Source organism: Arthrobacter sp. CDRTa11 (assembly GCF_026427775.1).
In the GTDB taxonomy this organism is placed as follows: Bacteria; Actinomycetota; Actinomycetes; order Actinomycetales; family Micrococcaceae; genus Arthrobacter.
In genome coordinates this window covers 4334260-4349208 of record NZ_CP044532.1, presented here as the reverse complement: position 1 = coordinate 4349208, position 14949 = coordinate 4334260, and the positions used below count along the sequence as shown (strand labels likewise).

The 14949-nt window shown below is 64.9% G+C and carries 15 protein-coding genes; 10 read left to right on the top strand and 5 right to left on the bottom strand.

The window, feature by feature from the left end; translation table 11 throughout:
• The first annotated feature begins 23 nt into the window (after positions 1 to 23).
• On the top strand, positions 24 to 1121 hold the full coding sequence (locus tag F8G81_RS19765; protein WP_267276333.1) for a ferredoxin reductase: 1098 nt from the start codon (positions 24 to 26) through the stop codon (positions 1119 to 1121).
• Positions 1122 to 1134: 13 nt separating this feature from the next.
• Positions 1135 to 2304, top strand: a complete 1170-nt coding sequence (locus F8G81_RS19760) for a fatty acid desaturase family protein (RefSeq protein WP_267276332.1) — start codon at positions 1135 to 1137, stop codon at positions 2302 to 2304.
• Positions 2305 to 2408: 104 nt separating this feature from the next.
• Here F8G81_RS19760 and F8G81_RS19755 read toward each other — a convergent pair whose 3' ends face one another.
• The 5 genes from F8G81_RS19755 to F8G81_RS19735 all read right to left on the bottom strand — a co-directional run bounded on the left by F8G81_RS19755 (position 2409) and on the right by F8G81_RS19735 (position 6329).
• Positions 2409 to 3245 carry an alpha/beta fold hydrolase gene (locus F8G81_RS19755; RefSeq protein WP_267276331.1) on the bottom strand — a complete coding sequence of 279 codons (837 nt, stop codon included), beginning with the start codon at positions 3243 to 3245 and terminating at the stop codon, positions 2409 to 2411.
• Positions 3246 to 3347: 102 nt separating this feature from the next.
• Positions 3348 to 3545 (bottom strand): hypothetical protein, encoded by a 198-nt coding sequence (locus tag F8G81_RS19750; protein WP_267276330.1) that lies wholly within the window; start codon positions 3543 to 3545, stop codon positions 3348 to 3350.
• 98 nt (positions 3546 to 3643) lie between these two features.
• Positions 3644 to 4381: a fumarylacetoacetate hydrolase family protein gene (locus tag F8G81_RS19745; RefSeq protein ID WP_267276329.1), complete on the bottom strand. Its 738-nt coding sequence runs from the start codon at positions 4379 to 4381 to the stop codon at positions 3644 to 3646.
• A 44-nt stretch (positions 4382 to 4425) separates the two neighbouring features.
• On the bottom strand, positions 4426 to 5448 hold the full coding sequence (locus F8G81_RS19740; protein WP_267276328.1) for an NAD(P)-dependent oxidoreductase: 1023 nt from the start codon (positions 5446 to 5448) through the stop codon (positions 4426 to 4428).
• Positions 5448 to 6329 (bottom strand): cyclase family protein, encoded by an 882-nt coding sequence (locus F8G81_RS19735; protein ID WP_267276327.1) that lies wholly within the window; start codon positions 6327 to 6329, stop codon positions 5448 to 5450. Before F8G81_RS19735 ends, F8G81_RS19740 begins: the two co-directional genes overlap by 1 nt.
• A gap of 263 nt (positions 6330 to 6592) precedes the next feature.
• Here F8G81_RS19735 and F8G81_RS19730 point away from each other — a divergent pair, with 263 nt between their 5' ends.
• The 8 genes from F8G81_RS19730 to F8G81_RS19695 all read left to right on the top strand — a co-directional run bounded on the left by F8G81_RS19730 (position 6593) and on the right by F8G81_RS19695 (position 14940).
• Positions 6593 to 7393: an IclR family transcriptional regulator gene (locus tag F8G81_RS19730; RefSeq protein ID WP_267276326.1), complete on the top strand. Its 801-nt coding sequence runs from the start codon at positions 6593 to 6595 to the stop codon at positions 7391 to 7393.
• 130 nt (positions 7394 to 7523) lie between these two features.
• The gene (locus tag F8G81_RS19725) at positions 7524 to 9029 is read left to right on the top strand and encodes a sugar ABC transporter ATP-binding protein (RefSeq protein ID WP_267276325.1); all 1506 of its coding nucleotides are present in this window, start codon (positions 7524 to 7526) and stop codon (positions 9027 to 9029) included.
• Between the two features lie 7 nt (positions 9030 to 9036).
• On the top strand, positions 9037 to 10143 hold the full coding sequence (locus F8G81_RS19720) for an ABC transporter permease (protein ID WP_267276324.1): 1107 nt from the start codon (positions 9037 to 9039) through the stop codon (positions 10141 to 10143).
• 90 nt (positions 10144 to 10233) lie between these two features.
• A complete protein-coding gene (locus F8G81_RS19715; RefSeq protein WP_267276323.1) occupies positions 10234 to 11379 on the top strand; it encodes a substrate-binding domain-containing protein in 1146 nt (381 codons plus the stop codon).
• Positions 11380 to 11547: 168 nt separating this feature from the next.
• On the top strand, positions 11548 to 12486 hold the full coding sequence (locus F8G81_RS19710; protein WP_267279305.1) for an NAD(P)-dependent oxidoreductase: 939 nt from the start codon (positions 11548 to 11550) through the stop codon (positions 12484 to 12486).
• The gene (locus tag F8G81_RS19705; protein ID WP_267276322.1) at positions 12483 to 13253 is read left to right on the top strand and encodes an SDR family oxidoreductase; all 771 of its coding nucleotides are present in this window, start codon (positions 12483 to 12485) and stop codon (positions 13251 to 13253) included. The genes F8G81_RS19710 and F8G81_RS19705 overlap by 4 nt, the downstream gene beginning before the upstream one ends.
• The gene (locus F8G81_RS19700; protein WP_267276321.1) at positions 13253 to 14413 is read left to right on the top strand and encodes an L-idonate 5-dehydrogenase; all 1161 of its coding nucleotides are present in this window, start codon (positions 13253 to 13255) and stop codon (positions 14411 to 14413) included. Before F8G81_RS19705 ends, F8G81_RS19700 begins: the two co-directional genes overlap by 1 nt.
• Positions 14410 to 14940 (top strand): gluconokinase, encoded by a 531-nt coding sequence (locus tag F8G81_RS19695; protein WP_267276320.1) that lies wholly within the window; start codon positions 14410 to 14412, stop codon positions 14938 to 14940. Before F8G81_RS19700 ends, F8G81_RS19695 begins: the two co-directional genes overlap by 4 nt.
• Positions 14941 to 14949: the final 9 nt, after the last annotated feature.

Below are 14949 nucleotides of genomic sequence, written 5' to 3'. Positions count from 1 at the left end.
CGCGCCGCTTTAGGAACAACGGCATGATCCGGCTGCGTCAGCTGGCCCAGGCGGCCTCGGTTTTGACCACGCCCTTGGCGCCCGAAGATATCCTTGCGCTCTTTAATCCGGTCTTCTCCGCCCGGCAGCTCCGCGGCGTGGTGACCCGTGTTGTCCAGGAGACGGCCCAGTCCGCCACCATCTTCTTCCGCCCCGGCCGCGGCTGGCATGCGCACCTGGCAGGCCAGTGGGCGCGCATCGGCGTCGAACTGGACGGGGTCCGCCATTGGCGGTCCTACTCGCTCAGCGCCCCCGCCGGCAAAGATCCCGCCATCACCGTCACCGACGTCGGGGCAGTGTCCGGGACGCTGGTCCGCACTACCCGTCCCGGGGACGTCCTGTTCCTGGCCCCACCGCAGGGTGACTTTGTCCTCCCGGAGCACCCCCGGCCCCTGCTGATGGTCACCGCGGGCAGCGGCATCACTCCGGTGATGTCCATGATCCGTACGCTGGTGCCGCGCCGCCCGGATGCCGACGTCGTCCTGATCCACTCTGCCCGTACCCCCGGCGAGAGCCTCTTCCGGGAAGAACTGGCCGAACTTGCGGACCAGTTCCCCAACTTCCGGCTTGCCCATTGGTTTACCGGGCAGCAAGGCCGCCTGGATTTCACCACCACCGCCGAGCTTGAGGAGATCTGCCCGGACTGGAAGGAACGTTCGGCATACGCCTGCGGCCCGGACAGCTTCCTGGACGACGCCGAGGCGCTCTGGAAACAGGCTGCCCTCACAGCAGGTGCCCCCGGTTCGGATGTGGCGCTCCCCGGCGACCCGGGAAACCTGATGATCGAACGCTTCAATACCGCCTTCGCCGGCGGTGTGGGGCACGACGGCGGCCTTGTCACCTTTGAAGCGTCGGACCGGGAAGTGGACGCCGACGGCGATACTCCCCTTTTGGACGTGGGTGAGGACGCCGGGGTACTCATGCCCAGCGGCTGCCGGATGGGCATCTGCCACAGCTGCCTGACCCCGCTCCTGGCCGGACAGGTCCGGGACCTCCGCACCAACGAGGTCCATGGTGAGCCCGGCCAATTGATCCAAACGTGTGTCTCGGCAGCCGCCGGACCCGTCAACCTCGAACTCTGAGGAGCAGCACCGTATGTCAGTAATTTCAGCAAGCAAGGCAACCTCGACCGGCGGGACACGGACACGCCCCGGAGCGTTGGCCGAGTCCGGCAGTCCTACGGTGCGCCCGCCCGCTGCGGCGCACCTGACAGACGAACAGGTAGCTGAGCTGGGCCGCGAACTCGACGCCATCCGCGACGAGATCCTGGCCAAGCGCGGAGCCTCGGACGCCGCCTACATCCGGCGCATGATCAAGATCCAGCGCGGGCTGGAGATTTCCGGCCGCGCGGCTCTGCTGGTCAGCAAGAACAAGGCCGCCTGGGTTACCGGCACCACGCTGTTGAGCCTGGCCAAGATCCTGGAAAACATGGAGTTGGGCCACAACATCCTGCACGGCCAGTGGGACTGGATGCGGGACCCGGACATCCACTCCACCACCTGGGAATGGGACTTCGTCACGCCGTCGCGCTCCTGGCAGCACACCCACAATGACCTGCACCACCGCTGGACCAACGTGCTGGGCAAGGACAACGACGTCGGATACAACCTCCTGCGCATGGACGAGAACCAGCCGTGGAAGCCCATCAACCTGGCCAACCCGCTGTTCAATGCCATCCTGGCGCCCATTTTTGAGTGGGGCATTGCCATTTACGACCTCGAGCTGACCGAGTACAAGGAAGGCACCAAGTCCAAGGAAGCACTGCATAAGGACCTCAAGGCCCTGGGCCGAAAGGTGATCACGCAGTTCACCAAGGACTATGCGGCCACGCCCGCCGTGGCAATGCTCACCGGATCCGGCAAGCAGGCACTCTATGGAACCCTGGCTGCCAACGCTGTCCGCAATGTGTGGGCCCACGCAGTGATTTTCTGCGGCCACTTCCCCGAGGGCACGGACACCTTTACCGAGGAGATGGTGGAAGGTGAAACACGCGGCGACTGGTATGTCCGCCAGATGATCGGCTCGGCCAACATCTCAGGTTCCAGGTTCATGCACCTGATGACGGGCAATCTCTCCCACCAGATCGAGCACCACCTCTTCCCCGATCTGCCGTCCAACCGGTACGCCGAAGTGGCGCCCCGGGTCCGTGAGATCTGCCAGCGCTATGGCCTGAAGTACACCACCGGTCCGCTGCTCAAGCAGGTTGGATCCTCCTGGGCCAAGGTGTTCAAGCTGGCACTGCCGCCCAATGCTGCCAGGGCCTGACCAGGCAGCAGTTTCCGCACCAGCAGCAGAGGGGCCCGGTTTTTGTGAACCGGGCCCCTCTGCTGTGTCGCCGGATGCCTTTCCGGCGGCTTGCCTGCTACATGCTATTTGGCGAGGAACCGCAGCAGGGCCTCGTTGACCTCAGCGGCGTGCGTCCACAGCAGCCCGTGCGGCGCGCCGTCGATCTCCACATATTCAGCGCTCGGGAGGGCCTTGGCGAACAGCCGTCCGGTGGAGTCGATGGGCAGGATGTTGTCCGCCGTGCCGTGCAGAATCAGCGCCGGAACCTTGATGTTGGGAATGTCCGCCCGGAAGTCGGTGAGCCAGGTGGGCTGGGCTTCCACGGAGGCGGTGGCTCCGGAGGCTGCCGCGAGGTTCCAGCTGGCGCTGAGCGCTTCCTGGCTGAGCCGCGGCGTGCCCAGGAACGTATCGGTGTTGTAGAAGTTTTTGAAGAACTCGGTGAAGAACGCGTAGCGGTCGGCGGTGACGGCCTCGGTGAGCCCGTCGAAGACAGACTGCGGAACGCCGTCAGGGTTGTCCTCCGTCTGCAGAAGGAACGGTTCCAGTGATCCCAGGAAGGCGGCCTTTGCCACCCGCGCCGGACCATGGGTGGTGAGGTAGCGGGCAACCTCGCCGGTGCCCATGGAGAAGCCGACCAATACGGCGTCGTTCAGGTCCAGGGTGGTGAGAAGGGTATTAAGGTCGGCGGCGAAAGTGTCGTACTCATAGCCCGCCGTCGGCTTGCTGGACTTGCCGAACCCGCGCCGGTCATAGGTGATAACGCGGTAGCCGGCGTCGAGGAGCGCGGCAGCCTGTTTCTCCCACGATGAACCGTCCAAAGGGTACCCGTGGATCAGGACCACCGGCTGGCCCGTGCCGCGGTCTTCATAGTAGAGCTCGATGTCAGTGCTGTTTTCGGTTCCAACGGTGATGAAAGCCATCGCGGCGGTCCTTTCGAGACTGGAGGATCGATTCGGGTGCGGACGCGGCCGCACCCGGCACTCCCTACTCTAGGGAAGGATCACCGAAGGCACACCCAACAGCTACTGTGACGGCTGAGGCAGTTCACACTGAATCTGCGGGTTGGCTCCCATGTAATTCAGCGGTCCGGCGACGATGGTCACCGCCACGGTGCCGATCTCCGCGCAGGTGGTGCCTGCTCCGCCGAAGTATCCGCGCTGCCAGGCGGCGAGGCCTCCGATGATCAGCCAGATAACAATGAGCGCTCCGAGAATCCGCATGGTGTCCTCCTCTGCAGGCCGCCGCCTGTGGATTCAATTATGCGCCGTTAACCGGAATCGTCACAGGCCACCCACACTCCCTCAGGTGTAACGTGCGTTTACGCGACCCTGTTGGAAAGCCTTCCGATGCCGCCCAGGTCGATGTCCACCCGGTCACCTGGCTCGACCGCGACTGCGGTGCCGGGAGCGCCGGTCATCACCACGTCTCCGGGCTCGAGGGTCAGCCATGATGTCACGTAAACAAGGCACTCCTCCACCGACGACGGCAGGTTGAACGAGCCCGACTTCGCCTTTACTTCGCCGTTGACAATCACATCAATCCCCACCAGTCCGGGATTCGGAATGTCGGTCTCGATCCAGGGGCCAAGCGGGGTATAGTTGACGCCGGCCTTGCCCTGGAAGTTGCGCTCGTCCACCGCACCCTGGTCCACGTTGGTGACGTCGTTGACGCAGGTATACCCGAGGATGTGCTCCAGGGCGTTCTCCACGGTCAGGGCCGTGGAGGTCTTTCCGATGACGACGGCGAGTTCCCCCTCAACGTTCACCGTGCCCCGCCCGCGTGCGGCCAGGATCGGAGCGTCCGGGTCCGCGAGCGTGTGGACCGATTTGAGCCACGCCTGGATGGGCAGCGGGTGGTTGTTGTTGGTGAGGTTGTGGGCAATCCCAACAATGACTGCCGGCCTGACGGGCGCAAGGAAGACGGCGTCGGCGTCGGCTGTTGAGGCCCCGGTATAGGTCAAAGGCCGGGCAAAGGGATCGGCTATGTGGTCCCAGCTGCCGTCGCGCAGGATGGCGTGCTGCGGACCTTCCGGTGTGGTTATTCGTGCGATGCGCAAAGAGGGCTCCTCGTGGTGTAAGTGCCCCTTCAAGGGGCAACGGCCTAGCGTGCCTGGAGGCTGAGCCTGTCCTTAAAGGCCGCTGAATCCAGTACCTCCCGGTTGATGACAAATGTAGGGGTTCGCCCGTTGGCAACATCCACGATGGCCCGCACGCAGCTGCCGCCGTTACCCAGGGACATCTCGTCGGTCCAGGACAGGCAGTGCGGCGACAACGTGACATTCTCCAGTCCAAGGAGCGCATTGTTGACGGGTTCTTCTTCGAAGACGTCCAGCCCGGCCCCTGCAATGCGTCCGCTCTCCAGTGCAGCAATGAGGTCAGGCTCGTTGATGATGGGTCCGCGCGCCATGTTGATGACAACGGCGGTGGGCTTCATCCGGTCCAGGATGCCGGCGTCGACGATGTGCCGGGTCTGGTCCGTCAGGACGGCCATCACAACCAGCGCGTCGCAGCACGCCGCCACGTCTTCGAGTTCCATCAGTTCAACGCCGAGTTCGGCGGCCCGCTCCGGCGGGCAGAAGGGATCATAGCCAACACAGCGGACGCCGAACGGGGCGAGCAGGCGGATCAGTTCGCCGCCGGTATTCCCGACGCCGAGCAGGCCGACGGTCTTTCCCGTCAGGCCGGTGCCCATGAAGTTCTCCCGCAGATCCCAGCGCTGGTCCCTCACCAGCCGGTCCTTGGTCACTGTGTGGTGCAGGACTGACAGGAGCATCGACAGGGTGGCAGTGGCCACGGGGCCGCGGGCGCCGTCGGGGGTAATGGTGGCAACGGTCCCTGCTGCGGTGCAGGCGGCGAGGTCCACGGCGTCATAGCCGACGCCGAACCGGGCCAGGATCAGCGGTGGATTACCGACGCCGGCGAAGGAATCCGCGGTGACGGCGGGCGCGGCGTAGAGGATGGCATCGTACTGTTCCATCTGGGCCGGCATGAGCGCTTGGGCCTTCTCCTTCATGTACTCCCACGCGATGCCGGCCTGGTCGAGGCCCGCCAGGCCGATGTCGCCCCAGACGTTGTTGCCGGCGGTGTCGAGGAAATCGGGGGAAATTCCTACTGTGAATTTCATTAGAAGACCGCCAAGGGGTTTACGGGCGAACCTGTGCCGCGGGGAATGTTGAGGGGTGCAACAACGAACATGAACCGGTAGCGGTCCTCTTCGGCGCAGGCCGCGCCGAGTGCTTCGAGGTCGAGGTTGTCCAGGAGGGGCAGGCCCATCGCGGTGATGGCCAGGATATGGATGGGCGAGTGGATGCCCGGGGTGGGGGAGGGGCGGACGTCCGAGTCGCCGTCGCCGCCCAAAACGCTGATGCCGCGCTCGGCCAGCAGCGGCATGCAGTCAACGTGCAGTCCTGCGCTCAGCTCTGAGGAGTCCCAGATGCCCAGCTCGTGGGCGCGGCGGAAGTGCCCTGTCCGGATCAGGACGGCGTCGCCGGCGGTGATCTTCACGCCAAGCTTTGCCTCCGCGGCGAGGATGTCCTCCGCGTGGATGGCGGTGCCGGGTTCCAGCCAGGGAACGTCGAACAGGACGGTGAAGTCCAGCAAAACGGCCGGCGTGACCAGGGAGCCCAGTGAGCTGACCGAGCCGAAGTCTGCGCCCGTAGCGGTGACAACCTCCTTGGAGGTTTGCCCGTCGTAGAGGAGGCCCTTGTAGGCAATGTGGCTCAGGGCATCCAGGTGGCTGACGGCCTTGCCGTGGTAGTCGACGCCGATGAAGTCCTTGTTGCAGGACGGCTCCGGCGCCTCCCGCACGCCCAGGTCCGTCATGTAGTGCAGCGCAGGATTGGCGTTGGAAGGTCCGCTGACTGTGTTCCAGGGCAGGGCGGTGGGAACCACCCGGCCGCTGCGGACCAGCGAAGCCGCTTCCACAATTGAAGCAGGCGTGACTGTTTGCCACGCCCCGGCAGACGGGTCCGGGTAGGTGCCCCAGGTCTTCACCTGTTCGAACACCTCTTCAAAGGCCTCTTTGCCAACAGGGGGCCCATTCCTGGCCTCGGCTGGGTAAAGTGGACTAGGCCTGATTTCTTCCGCGCACACGGTGTACTCCTTGAAATTTGGGAACCATTCCGGACTGCCGGGCTGGACGCCGGCGAAACGCCCGGGCGGCCATACAAGGTGCCACCTGTCCCGCAGAAGGGCGGGGAGGGGTGACTCCGCAATGATAAGCCAATATACTGGCTGAAAGTCAATATTTTGGATAGGGGCAGGAAAGCATGACGGCAGAGACGGCAACAGAAGCGGGCGTCAGCGGGCAGAGCTCGGTTCCGGCAATCACACGGGGGATGGCCATTCTGGAACTGGTCGCGGCAGCCGGACAAGCGGGCGCCAGCGTTCCTGAGCTCGCAAAGTCAATGAATCTCGCCAAGTCTTCCACCGCCAACATCTGCGCAGCCCTTGAAGGCGAGGGCATGCTGAGGCGCTCGGACGGCCGCCTGACCCTGGGGCGGCGGATCCTTTCGCTCGCCGGAGACTACCTCCGCTCTGCCGACCAGCTCGCCGAGTTCTATGCGTTGTGCCGCCGCTCCCGGCTGATATCCCGCGAGGCCGCGCGCCTTGCACTGCTGGACGGCACCGATGTCCTCTATCTCGCCCGCTATGAGGGCACTAATCCCATTCGGCTGACTGCCAACATCGGCGACCGGTTCCCCGCCCACGTCACAGCCACGGGCAAGGCGGTGCTGGCTACCCTTCCGGACGCCGTGGTGGAAGACCGGTACCGCGGCAAGACCTTTGTGCCGTTCACGCCGAAATCCCTGACCAGCCTGACGGACCTCATGGGGGAGCTTCAGACGTCCCGGCAGCGCGGTTATTTCATGGACGACGAGGAAACGAACATCGGCGTCGTCTGCTTTGCGGTGCCAGTGGTGAACCTTCCCGGCGAGCCGGCGCAGTTTGCCATCAGTGCCACCCTGCTCAAGGCCCGTGCTGACGAGCTGGATCATGCCGAAATCGTTGGCGAGCTGCAGCATATTGCGCGCGCACTCGCCAATCCCTTGAGTGCCCACTCGCTCTAGGCGGGTTCCCCAGGGAACACTTTCTGACCAAGCCTTGACCAATATGTTGGTCTTAGTACAAGATGTTGGTCAGCAGGTCATTGGTGACCACCCAGAAATTTAGGCAGCACTGGGGCTGCAAGGAGCGAACATGGGACTCAACCCTCCCGCGATGCCGCTGATTCAGATCGACCAGTTATCCAAACGCTTTGGCGTCAATGCGGCCCTGCAGGACGTCAACCTCACGCTGGAAGCCGGCAGCATCCACGCCTTGCTTGGCCAGAACGGCGCAGGCAAGTCCACACTGATCAAGATCCTCTCGGGGCTCTACACCCCCACCAGCGGCAGCATCACGGTGGCGGGCCATCCGCTGGGAACGCCGGAAGCCAGCGCCGGCATGGCCTTTATCCACCAGGACCTTGGGCTGGTGGACTCCATGACCATCGCCGAGAACATTGCCTTGGGCACGGGCTTTGGACGCAGGGGCGGTTTTATCTCCTGGCGCCAGGTGCGTGACAGCGCCGCGAAGGCGCTGCAGACCGTGGCCTCGCACCTCGAGCCGGACCGTTACTTGTCCGAACTGACCAGGGCAGACAAATCCCTTGTCGCCATTGCCCGGGCGCTGGCCTCCAACGCCTCGGTCATCGTCCTGGACGAACCAACGGCGAGCCTGCCGGCCGCGGATTCCCGCCGTCTCTTTGATGTCCTGGAGAAACTGCGGAGCAATGGGCATGGCCTGTTGTACGTCAGCCACCGCCTGGACGAAGTCTTCGCCATCTCGGACACCGTCACGGTGCTGCGCGACGGCCGGCTCATCCACAGCGGTCCCATCGGCGAGAAATCCCCACGCGAACTTGTGCTGGATATCGTGGGCCACAAACCCGTCAGCTACACGTCCGGAAGCGGCATCCAGCAACAATCGGTCCGCCTGGAAGTCAACGAACTGACCACCTCGCAGACAAGGGCCATCTCCTTCTCGGTCAGTGCCGGCGAAGTTGTGGGAATGGTAGGGCTCACCGGCGCAGGGCACATGGAGCTGGGACGCGCACTGGCAGGGGCGCACAGGATGACCTCCGGGAGCGTCCTGCTCGACTCAAAAGACTTCCACCCCCGGACACCGGCGGAAGCCGTGGACGCCGGCGTCGGATTCGTCACCAGCAACAGGATGGAAGAGGGCTGCGCTCCCGAACTGTCGCTCCGGGAGAACTTCCTGCCCAACCCGAGGATCCGCTCCCGGAACCCCTTCGCCTGGACCAGTCCCCGCAAGGAACGGCAGCTGGCAGCGGAGCTCGTGGAGCGTTACGGAGTCCGGCCTGCCCTGACGGAAGTGGCGATTGCCACACTGTCAGGCGGCAACCAGCAGAAGATCATGATCGGCCGGTGGCTCAGCACGCGCAGGAAGCTCATCATCCTCGAGGAACCCACCGCCGGAGTGGACGTCGGCGCCAAGGCAGACATCTACACGCTGCTGGAAGAGTCGCTGGCTGCCGGCCTTGCCGTCCTGATGATCTCAACCGACTTCGAGGAAGTCGCCAACGTCTGCCACCGTGCACTCGTTTTTGTCCAGGGAACCGTCACCGCGGAGCTGTCCGGCGCTGACCTGACCATTTCAAATCTCACTGCGGCGGCCTCCGGTGCTGCTCTCACTTCGGAGTAATCCTCACATGACCCAGCTAAAGACCAACCGCCAGCGCGGCGGCGCGGCGCACCTCCTCGGGCCCTATGGGCTCGTCCTCATCCTGGTGGTGCTGTTCGCGGTATTTGCCCTGATCCTGCCGCAGACCTTCCTCTCCGGCCGCAACTTCAACGCCATCCTCAGCAACCAGGCGATTCCGGCACTGCTGGCGCTGGGCGCCATGATTCCGATCGCCACGGGAAAGTTCGACCTCTCCATCGGCTACGGCCTCGGGCTCTCCCACGTCATTGTCCTTAAGCTCATCGTGGACGGAAGCATGCCGTGGGGCATCGCCGCGCTTGTGGCCATTGCGGTGATGGCACTGGTGGGTGTGATCAATGGGCTGCTGGTGGAATTCGGACAGATCGACTCCTTTGTTGCCACCCTGGGAACGGGAACCGTGCTGTACGCCATCACCGGAGCCATCACCAACGGTGCCCGGGTGGTGCCGGGTGACGGCGGCCTCCCGGTCTCCTTCAAGGACCTCTACGATTCCAAGATCGCCGGAGTGCCGATCGTTGCCGTGTACCTGCTGATCGTCGCCGTGATCCTCTGGATCCTCTTCGAACGGCTGCCGCTGGGCCGCTACTTCTACGTGCTGGGTTCCAACCCGCGGGCAGCTGCCCTGATGGGCATCCCCACCAAGCGGTACTCCATCTACGCCTTCGCGTTCTCGGCAGTGGTCACCGGCGTGGCCGGCGTGCTGCTCGCCTCGCAGCAGCAGATCGGAAACCCCAGCGTCGGCATGGACTACCTGCTGCCGGCGTTCGTCGGGGCGCTGCTGGGAGCCACCGCCATCAAACCGGGACGTGCCAACGTCATCGGCACCCTGGTTGCTGTGATCACCCTCGCGATCGGCTTGGCCGGCATTTCGCAGCTGGGCGCCCAGTTCTGGGTCACCCCGCTTTTCAACGGCGTCACCCTGCTGATCGCCGTCGGCCTGGCCGGTTACTCAGCCCGGCGCAAGCTCCGGGCGGGTGCTGTTGCCGCCCCGCCGCCCACCCAGCCCAAGGCGGACGACGCCGGACCCTCGGCTCCCGCCGGACCGGCCAGTACCGCCGCACTTCCGCCGGCTCCGGCCACCACTGCTTCCTGACCAGCACGGCTTCCTGACCAGCACTGCTTCCTGACCACCTGCACCAAGGCATCACCTCAGGCACTTTCCTTATGACCGAAAGGCTTCACCATGAACCAAACCGCTCCCCGACTGCTGCTTGCGGCCGGCGCCATCATGGCCCTGGGGCTCACAGCCTGCACCAGCGGTTCCTCCGAATCCGCCTCGGCGGGCTCAGCTGCCGCGGGGGACAGCGGCTGTGCAGACGTCGTTGCCACGGCCCAGAAGGCCGTAGATGCGGCATCCAAGACCGATACCCCCTGGGACGGACCCACCACAGGCCCCAAGGCTGTGGCGGGAAAGACCCTGGTCTATGTGGCCCAGTCCATGACCAACCCCGGCGTGGCAGGCGTGGCGAAGGGCCTGCAGGAAGCTGCCACGGCCATCGGCTGGAACGTCAAGGTCATCGACGGGCTCGGCACGCCCGCCGGGATCCAGAGCGCATTCAGCCAGGCCCTCACCACCAAACCCGACGGCATCGTGATCGGCGGGTTTGATCCCAAGACCACCGCCGCCCAGGTGGCCGAGGCCAACGCCGCCAATATCCCGCTGGCCGCCTGGCAGGCGCTCTCCACACCGGGTCCCAGCACCGACCCGCTGCTGTTCACCAACATCACCACCAAGGTAGAGGACGTCGCCAAAATCAGCGCCGATTACGTGATTGCGAAATCGAACGGCAATGCCGGCGTCGTGATCTTCACGGACTCTTCCATCCCGTTTGCCGAAGGCAAATCGCAGATGATCAAGAAGGAACTGGAAACCTGCTCCGGCATCAAGGTACTGGAATACGACAACGTCCCGCTGTCCGACGTCAGCGCCAGGATGCCCCAGGAGGTGTCCTCGCTGCTGAGCAAGCACAACGAAGCCTGGACCTACTCCCTGGCCATCAATGACGTCTACTACGAAAACGCGGCGGCAGCCCTGCGCGCCGGCGGCGTGAAGGCCGGCGGCGCACCGTTCAACGTGGGCGCGGGCGATGGCGACTCCTCAGCCCTGCAGCGGATCAAAGCCGGCGAATACCAGACCGCCACCGTTCCCTCGCCGCTGAAATCCGAGGGGTGGCAGATCGTGGACGAACTCAACCGGGCCTTCAACAATCAGCCCGCCAGCGGTTACGTCCCCCAGATCCACGTCTCCACCAAAGAAAACACCACTGTCACCGATGCCTGGGATCCAGTAGGTTACCAGGACGCTTACCGCACCATCTGGGGCAAGTAAGCCCCGCATTCCAGTAAAGGCGTCACTCCAGTAAACGGGCCCCGGCCCGAGAACCAAGGTTGGAAATTGCACAACACTAACAACCCCCAGGCCCCCGGCCCGACGGACAGCAAGGCCACTGCCTTGAACGGCACAACACGCAGTGCCGGCTTCGTCGGGCTGGGGCTGATGGGTGCTCCCATGGCCGCCAATCTGCTGAAAGCCGGGTGGGCGGTCTCGGCCTGGAACCGCTCCCCGGAAGCAGTGGACGACTTCGTGCTGCTCGGCGGAACCCGCGCGCCAAACGTCGCAGCCCTTCGGGACCAGCCGGTGATCATCTTCATGCTCCCGGATCTGTCCTTCATCGAGGACGCGGCGTCCGCTCTCCTCGATGAATGGCGGCTGGTCCCGCCGGCACCGGGAACCCTGGTGGTAGTGATGAGCAGTGTGTCCCCCGTGGGGGTCAGGGCCTTCGGCCTTGCCGTTGCGGAGGCCAGCGGCGGGAACGCCACCGTGCTGGACGCGCCGGTCAGCGGCGGCACCGAAGGTGCACAGCTCGGAACCCTGGCCATCATGGCCGGCGGCCCGGCCGAACATTTCCTGCGCCTCCGGCCCGTCCTGGAGGCGATGGGCACCACCGTCCGGAGGCTGGGCGGGCTGGGTTCCGGGTCGCTCGCCAAGGCGTGCAACCAGCTGATTGTGGGAACCACGACGGCGGCGCTCGCCGAGGCTGCAGAACTCGCCGAACACTCGGGCATGGACGTTGCATCACTCTTTGAGGTGCTTTCCGGCGGCCTCGCAGGCAGCCGGGTGCTGGATTTTGTGGGCCCCCGCCTCGCTGCGAAGGACTACGCGCCCACCGGACCGGCAAAGTTTATGCACAAGGATCTTTCCTTTGTGCTGGCGAGTGCCGCCGCTGTGGGGGCGTCCGTGCCGATGGCGACAGCCGCCGTCGGACTGTACGGCGAACTGAAGGACCAAGGCTTGGGCGATCTGGACCTGGCCGTGGTGCGGCAAACCATTGCCAACCTCAGCGCCTCCGCCGCAGTTGACGCCGCAGTCGACGCGGCGTCAGCTCCCGCTGCAGCCGCCCGCAGGACAGCAACCGTTCAGGAGACAACACCATGAGTTCACTTTTTGACCTGACCGGGCGGATTGCCCTGGTGACAGGTTCCAGCAGGGGGATCGGCAACGCCTTGGCCCGCGCCTTGGCGGATGCCGGAGCCACGGTGGTGCTGAATGGTATTAACGCCGAGCGTCTCAAGGCCGCCGAAGTTGCCCTCGCCACGGATTTTGCGCCGGGCCGGATCCACAGCTGCGCTTTTGACGTGACAAAGGATTCTGAGGCCGCCCGCGGTGTGGCCTGGGTCGAGGAGAATGTTGGCCCGCTGGAAATCCTGGTGAACAACGCGGGAATCCAGCACCGGGTGCCGATGCTGGACCTTGACGTTGCGGACTGGGAACGGGTCATCAGCACGGACCTCACCAGCGCCTTCCTGGTGGGACGTGAAGCCGCGCGGTTCATGATCCCGCGCGGACACGGGAAGATCATCAACATCTGCTCGGTCCAGACAGACCTGGCCCGTCCCACCATCGCACCGTACGTTGCCGCGAAGGGTGGGCTGCGGAACTTGACCCGTGCCATGACAGCGGAGTGGGCTGCCTCGGGTTTGCAGATCAATGGCATAGCTCCGGGCTACATCCACACCGAGATGACCCAGAACCTAGTGGACGACGAGCAGTTCAACTCGTGGATTTTGGGCCGCACCCCGGCGAACAGGTGGGGCACCGTCCAGGACCTTGCGGGCCCCGCGGTGTGGCTGGCGTCGGATGGCTCAAACTTTGTGAACGGCCAGACCATCTTCATCGACGGTGGAATGACGGTGGTGGTCTGATGGCGACGCCTGTACAGCTTCCCTCAGCCGGGCTGCTCCAAGCACCGCTGCCTGAATCCGGTCCGGCCGTGGTGGCCCACGCCGCCGGGGACCTCCGGATTGAGAACATCCCTTTGACTTCACCACACCCTGACCAGGCTGTCGTCGAAATAGCTTATGGCGGCATCTGCGGCTCCGATTTGCACTACTGGCTGCACGGAGCGGCCGGGGAGTCGGTGCTGAAGGCACCCATGGTGCTGGGGCACGAAATAGTGGGTGTGGTGGCCCGCGCGGCGGCAGACGGATCAGGTCCAGCAGAGGGCTCCGCCGTTGCCGTGCACCCGGCAACGCCGGGTATAAGCGCGGGGCCGGGAGCCGGCCCCGGCGTCGTCAAATACCCCGAGGACCGGCCGAACCTGTCCCCGGGCTGCACGTACCTGGGCAGCGCAGCACGGTTCCCGCACACTGACGGGGCCTTCAGCCGCTACGCCAACCTTCCGTCCCGCATGCTGCGCGTCCTGCCGGAGAGCCTGGACCTGAAGACGGCCGCGCTGATTGAACCCGCCAGCGTGGCCTGGCACGCGGTGTCCCGCGCCGGCGACGTGCGCGGCAAGACTGCTTTGGTGATCGGCAGCGGGCCCATCGGCGCGCTGGCCGTGGCTGTCCTGAAGCGGGCCGGCGCAGCCCGCATCGTGGCGGTGGACATGCACCGCAGACCGTTGGAGATCGCGCAGGCGGTGGGCGCCGATGAGGTGTTGGAAGCCGCAGCGGTGGAGGCCATTGAAGCCGTGCAGGCCGACGTCGTCATTGAATCCTCCGGCAGCCACCACGGCCTGGCTTCTGCCATCAAGGGTGCGGTGCGTGGTGGGAAGGTGGTCATGGTTGGGCTCCTGCCGTCAGGGCCGCAGCCGGTCCTGATTTCCCTTGCCATCACCCGCGAGCTGGAGCTGCTGGGATCGTTCCGGTTCAATGACGAGATCGACGACGTCATAACGGCCCTCGCGGACGGTTCCCTGGTGGTGGACCCGGTTGTCACCCACGTCTTCCCCTTGGAACGCGGCCTTGAAGCGTTTGAAACGGCCAAGAATTCCGCCGAGTCCGGCAAGGTGCTGCTCAGCTTTGCACCAGCCGGCCAGGGGCAGGACCCGCAGGCCTCCTCCAGGGGTGGGGGAAAGCCATGACCGGGGGACTCCGGCCCATGGTGGTGATGGGTGTTTCGGGAAGCGGCAAGAGCGTCCTGGGGAAAGCCCTGGGCGAAAGCCTTGGCATCCCCTTCATCGACGCAGATGATCTTCACCCGGCATCAAATAAGGCCCTGATGGCAGCCGGTACTCCGCTGACCGATGCGGACAGGATCCCGTGGCTTGGGGTGGTGGGGTCAGCCATCGCCAAGGGGGTGAGTGAGGGCCATGCCAGCGTGGTGGCCTGCTCTGCCCTCAAGCGGTCCTACCGCGACCTGCTCCGAAGCCACGTACCTGATCTGCTCCTGGTTTACATTGACGGGGCCGCGGAAATCATTGCCCGCCGGCTCGAAACCCGGGAGCACGAATTTATGCCCGCCACGCTGCTGGCATCGCAGCTGGCAACACTGGAACCGCCCCAGGCCGACGAGGCACACATCCGGGTTCCGGCCGAGCTGACGGTGGAGGAGGCCGTGGAACTCATACGAAGCACACTTCAGCTGTCCGCGTCGCCTCCGCCGCGCTGACCCCGGACT

Coding starts and splice junctions, on each gene's coding strand:
- F8G81_RS19765 (WP_267276333.1), top strand. CDS start 24: ATGATCCGGCTGCGTCAGCTGGCCCAGGCGGCCTCGGTTTTGACCACG.
- F8G81_RS19760 (WP_267276332.1), top strand. CDS start 1,135: ATGTCAGTAATTTCAGCAAGCAAGGCAACCTCGACCGGCGGGACACGG.
- F8G81_RS19755 (WP_267276331.1), bottom strand. CDS start 3,245: ATGGCTTTCATCACCGTTGGAACCGAAAACAGCACTGACATCGAGCTC.
- F8G81_RS19750 (WP_267276330.1), bottom strand. CDS start 3,545: ATGCGGATTCTCGGAGCGCTCATTGTTATCTGGCTGATCATCGGAGGC.
- F8G81_RS19740 (WP_267276328.1), bottom strand. CDS start 5,448: ATGAAATTCACAGTAGGAATTTCCCCCGATTTCCTCGACACCGCCGGC.
- F8G81_RS19730 (WP_267276326.1), top strand. CDS start 6,593: ATGACGGCAGAGACGGCAACAGAAGCGGGCGTCAGCGGGCAGAGCTCG.
- F8G81_RS19725 (WP_267276325.1), top strand. CDS start 7,524: ATGGGACTCAACCCTCCCGCGATGCCGCTGATTCAGATCGACCAGTTA.
- F8G81_RS19720 (WP_267276324.1), top strand. CDS start 9,037: ATGACCCAGCTAAAGACCAACCGCCAGCGCGGCGGCGCGGCGCACCTC.
- F8G81_RS19715 (WP_267276323.1), top strand. CDS start 10,234: ATGAACCAAACCGCTCCCCGACTGCTGCTTGCGGCCGGCGCCATCATG.
- F8G81_RS19710 (WP_267279305.1), top strand. CDS start 11,548: ATGGGTGCTCCCATGGCCGCCAATCTGCTGAAAGCCGGGTGGGCGGTC.
- F8G81_RS19705 (WP_267276322.1), top strand. CDS start 12,483: ATGAGTTCACTTTTTGACCTGACCGGGCGGATTGCCCTGGTGACAGGT.
- F8G81_RS19700 (WP_267276321.1), top strand. CDS start 13,253: ATGGCGACGCCTGTACAGCTTCCCTCAGCCGGGCTGCTCCAAGCACCG.
- F8G81_RS19695 (WP_267276320.1), top strand. CDS start 14,410: ATGACCGGGGGACTCCGGCCCATGGTGGTGATGGGTGTTTCGGGAAGC.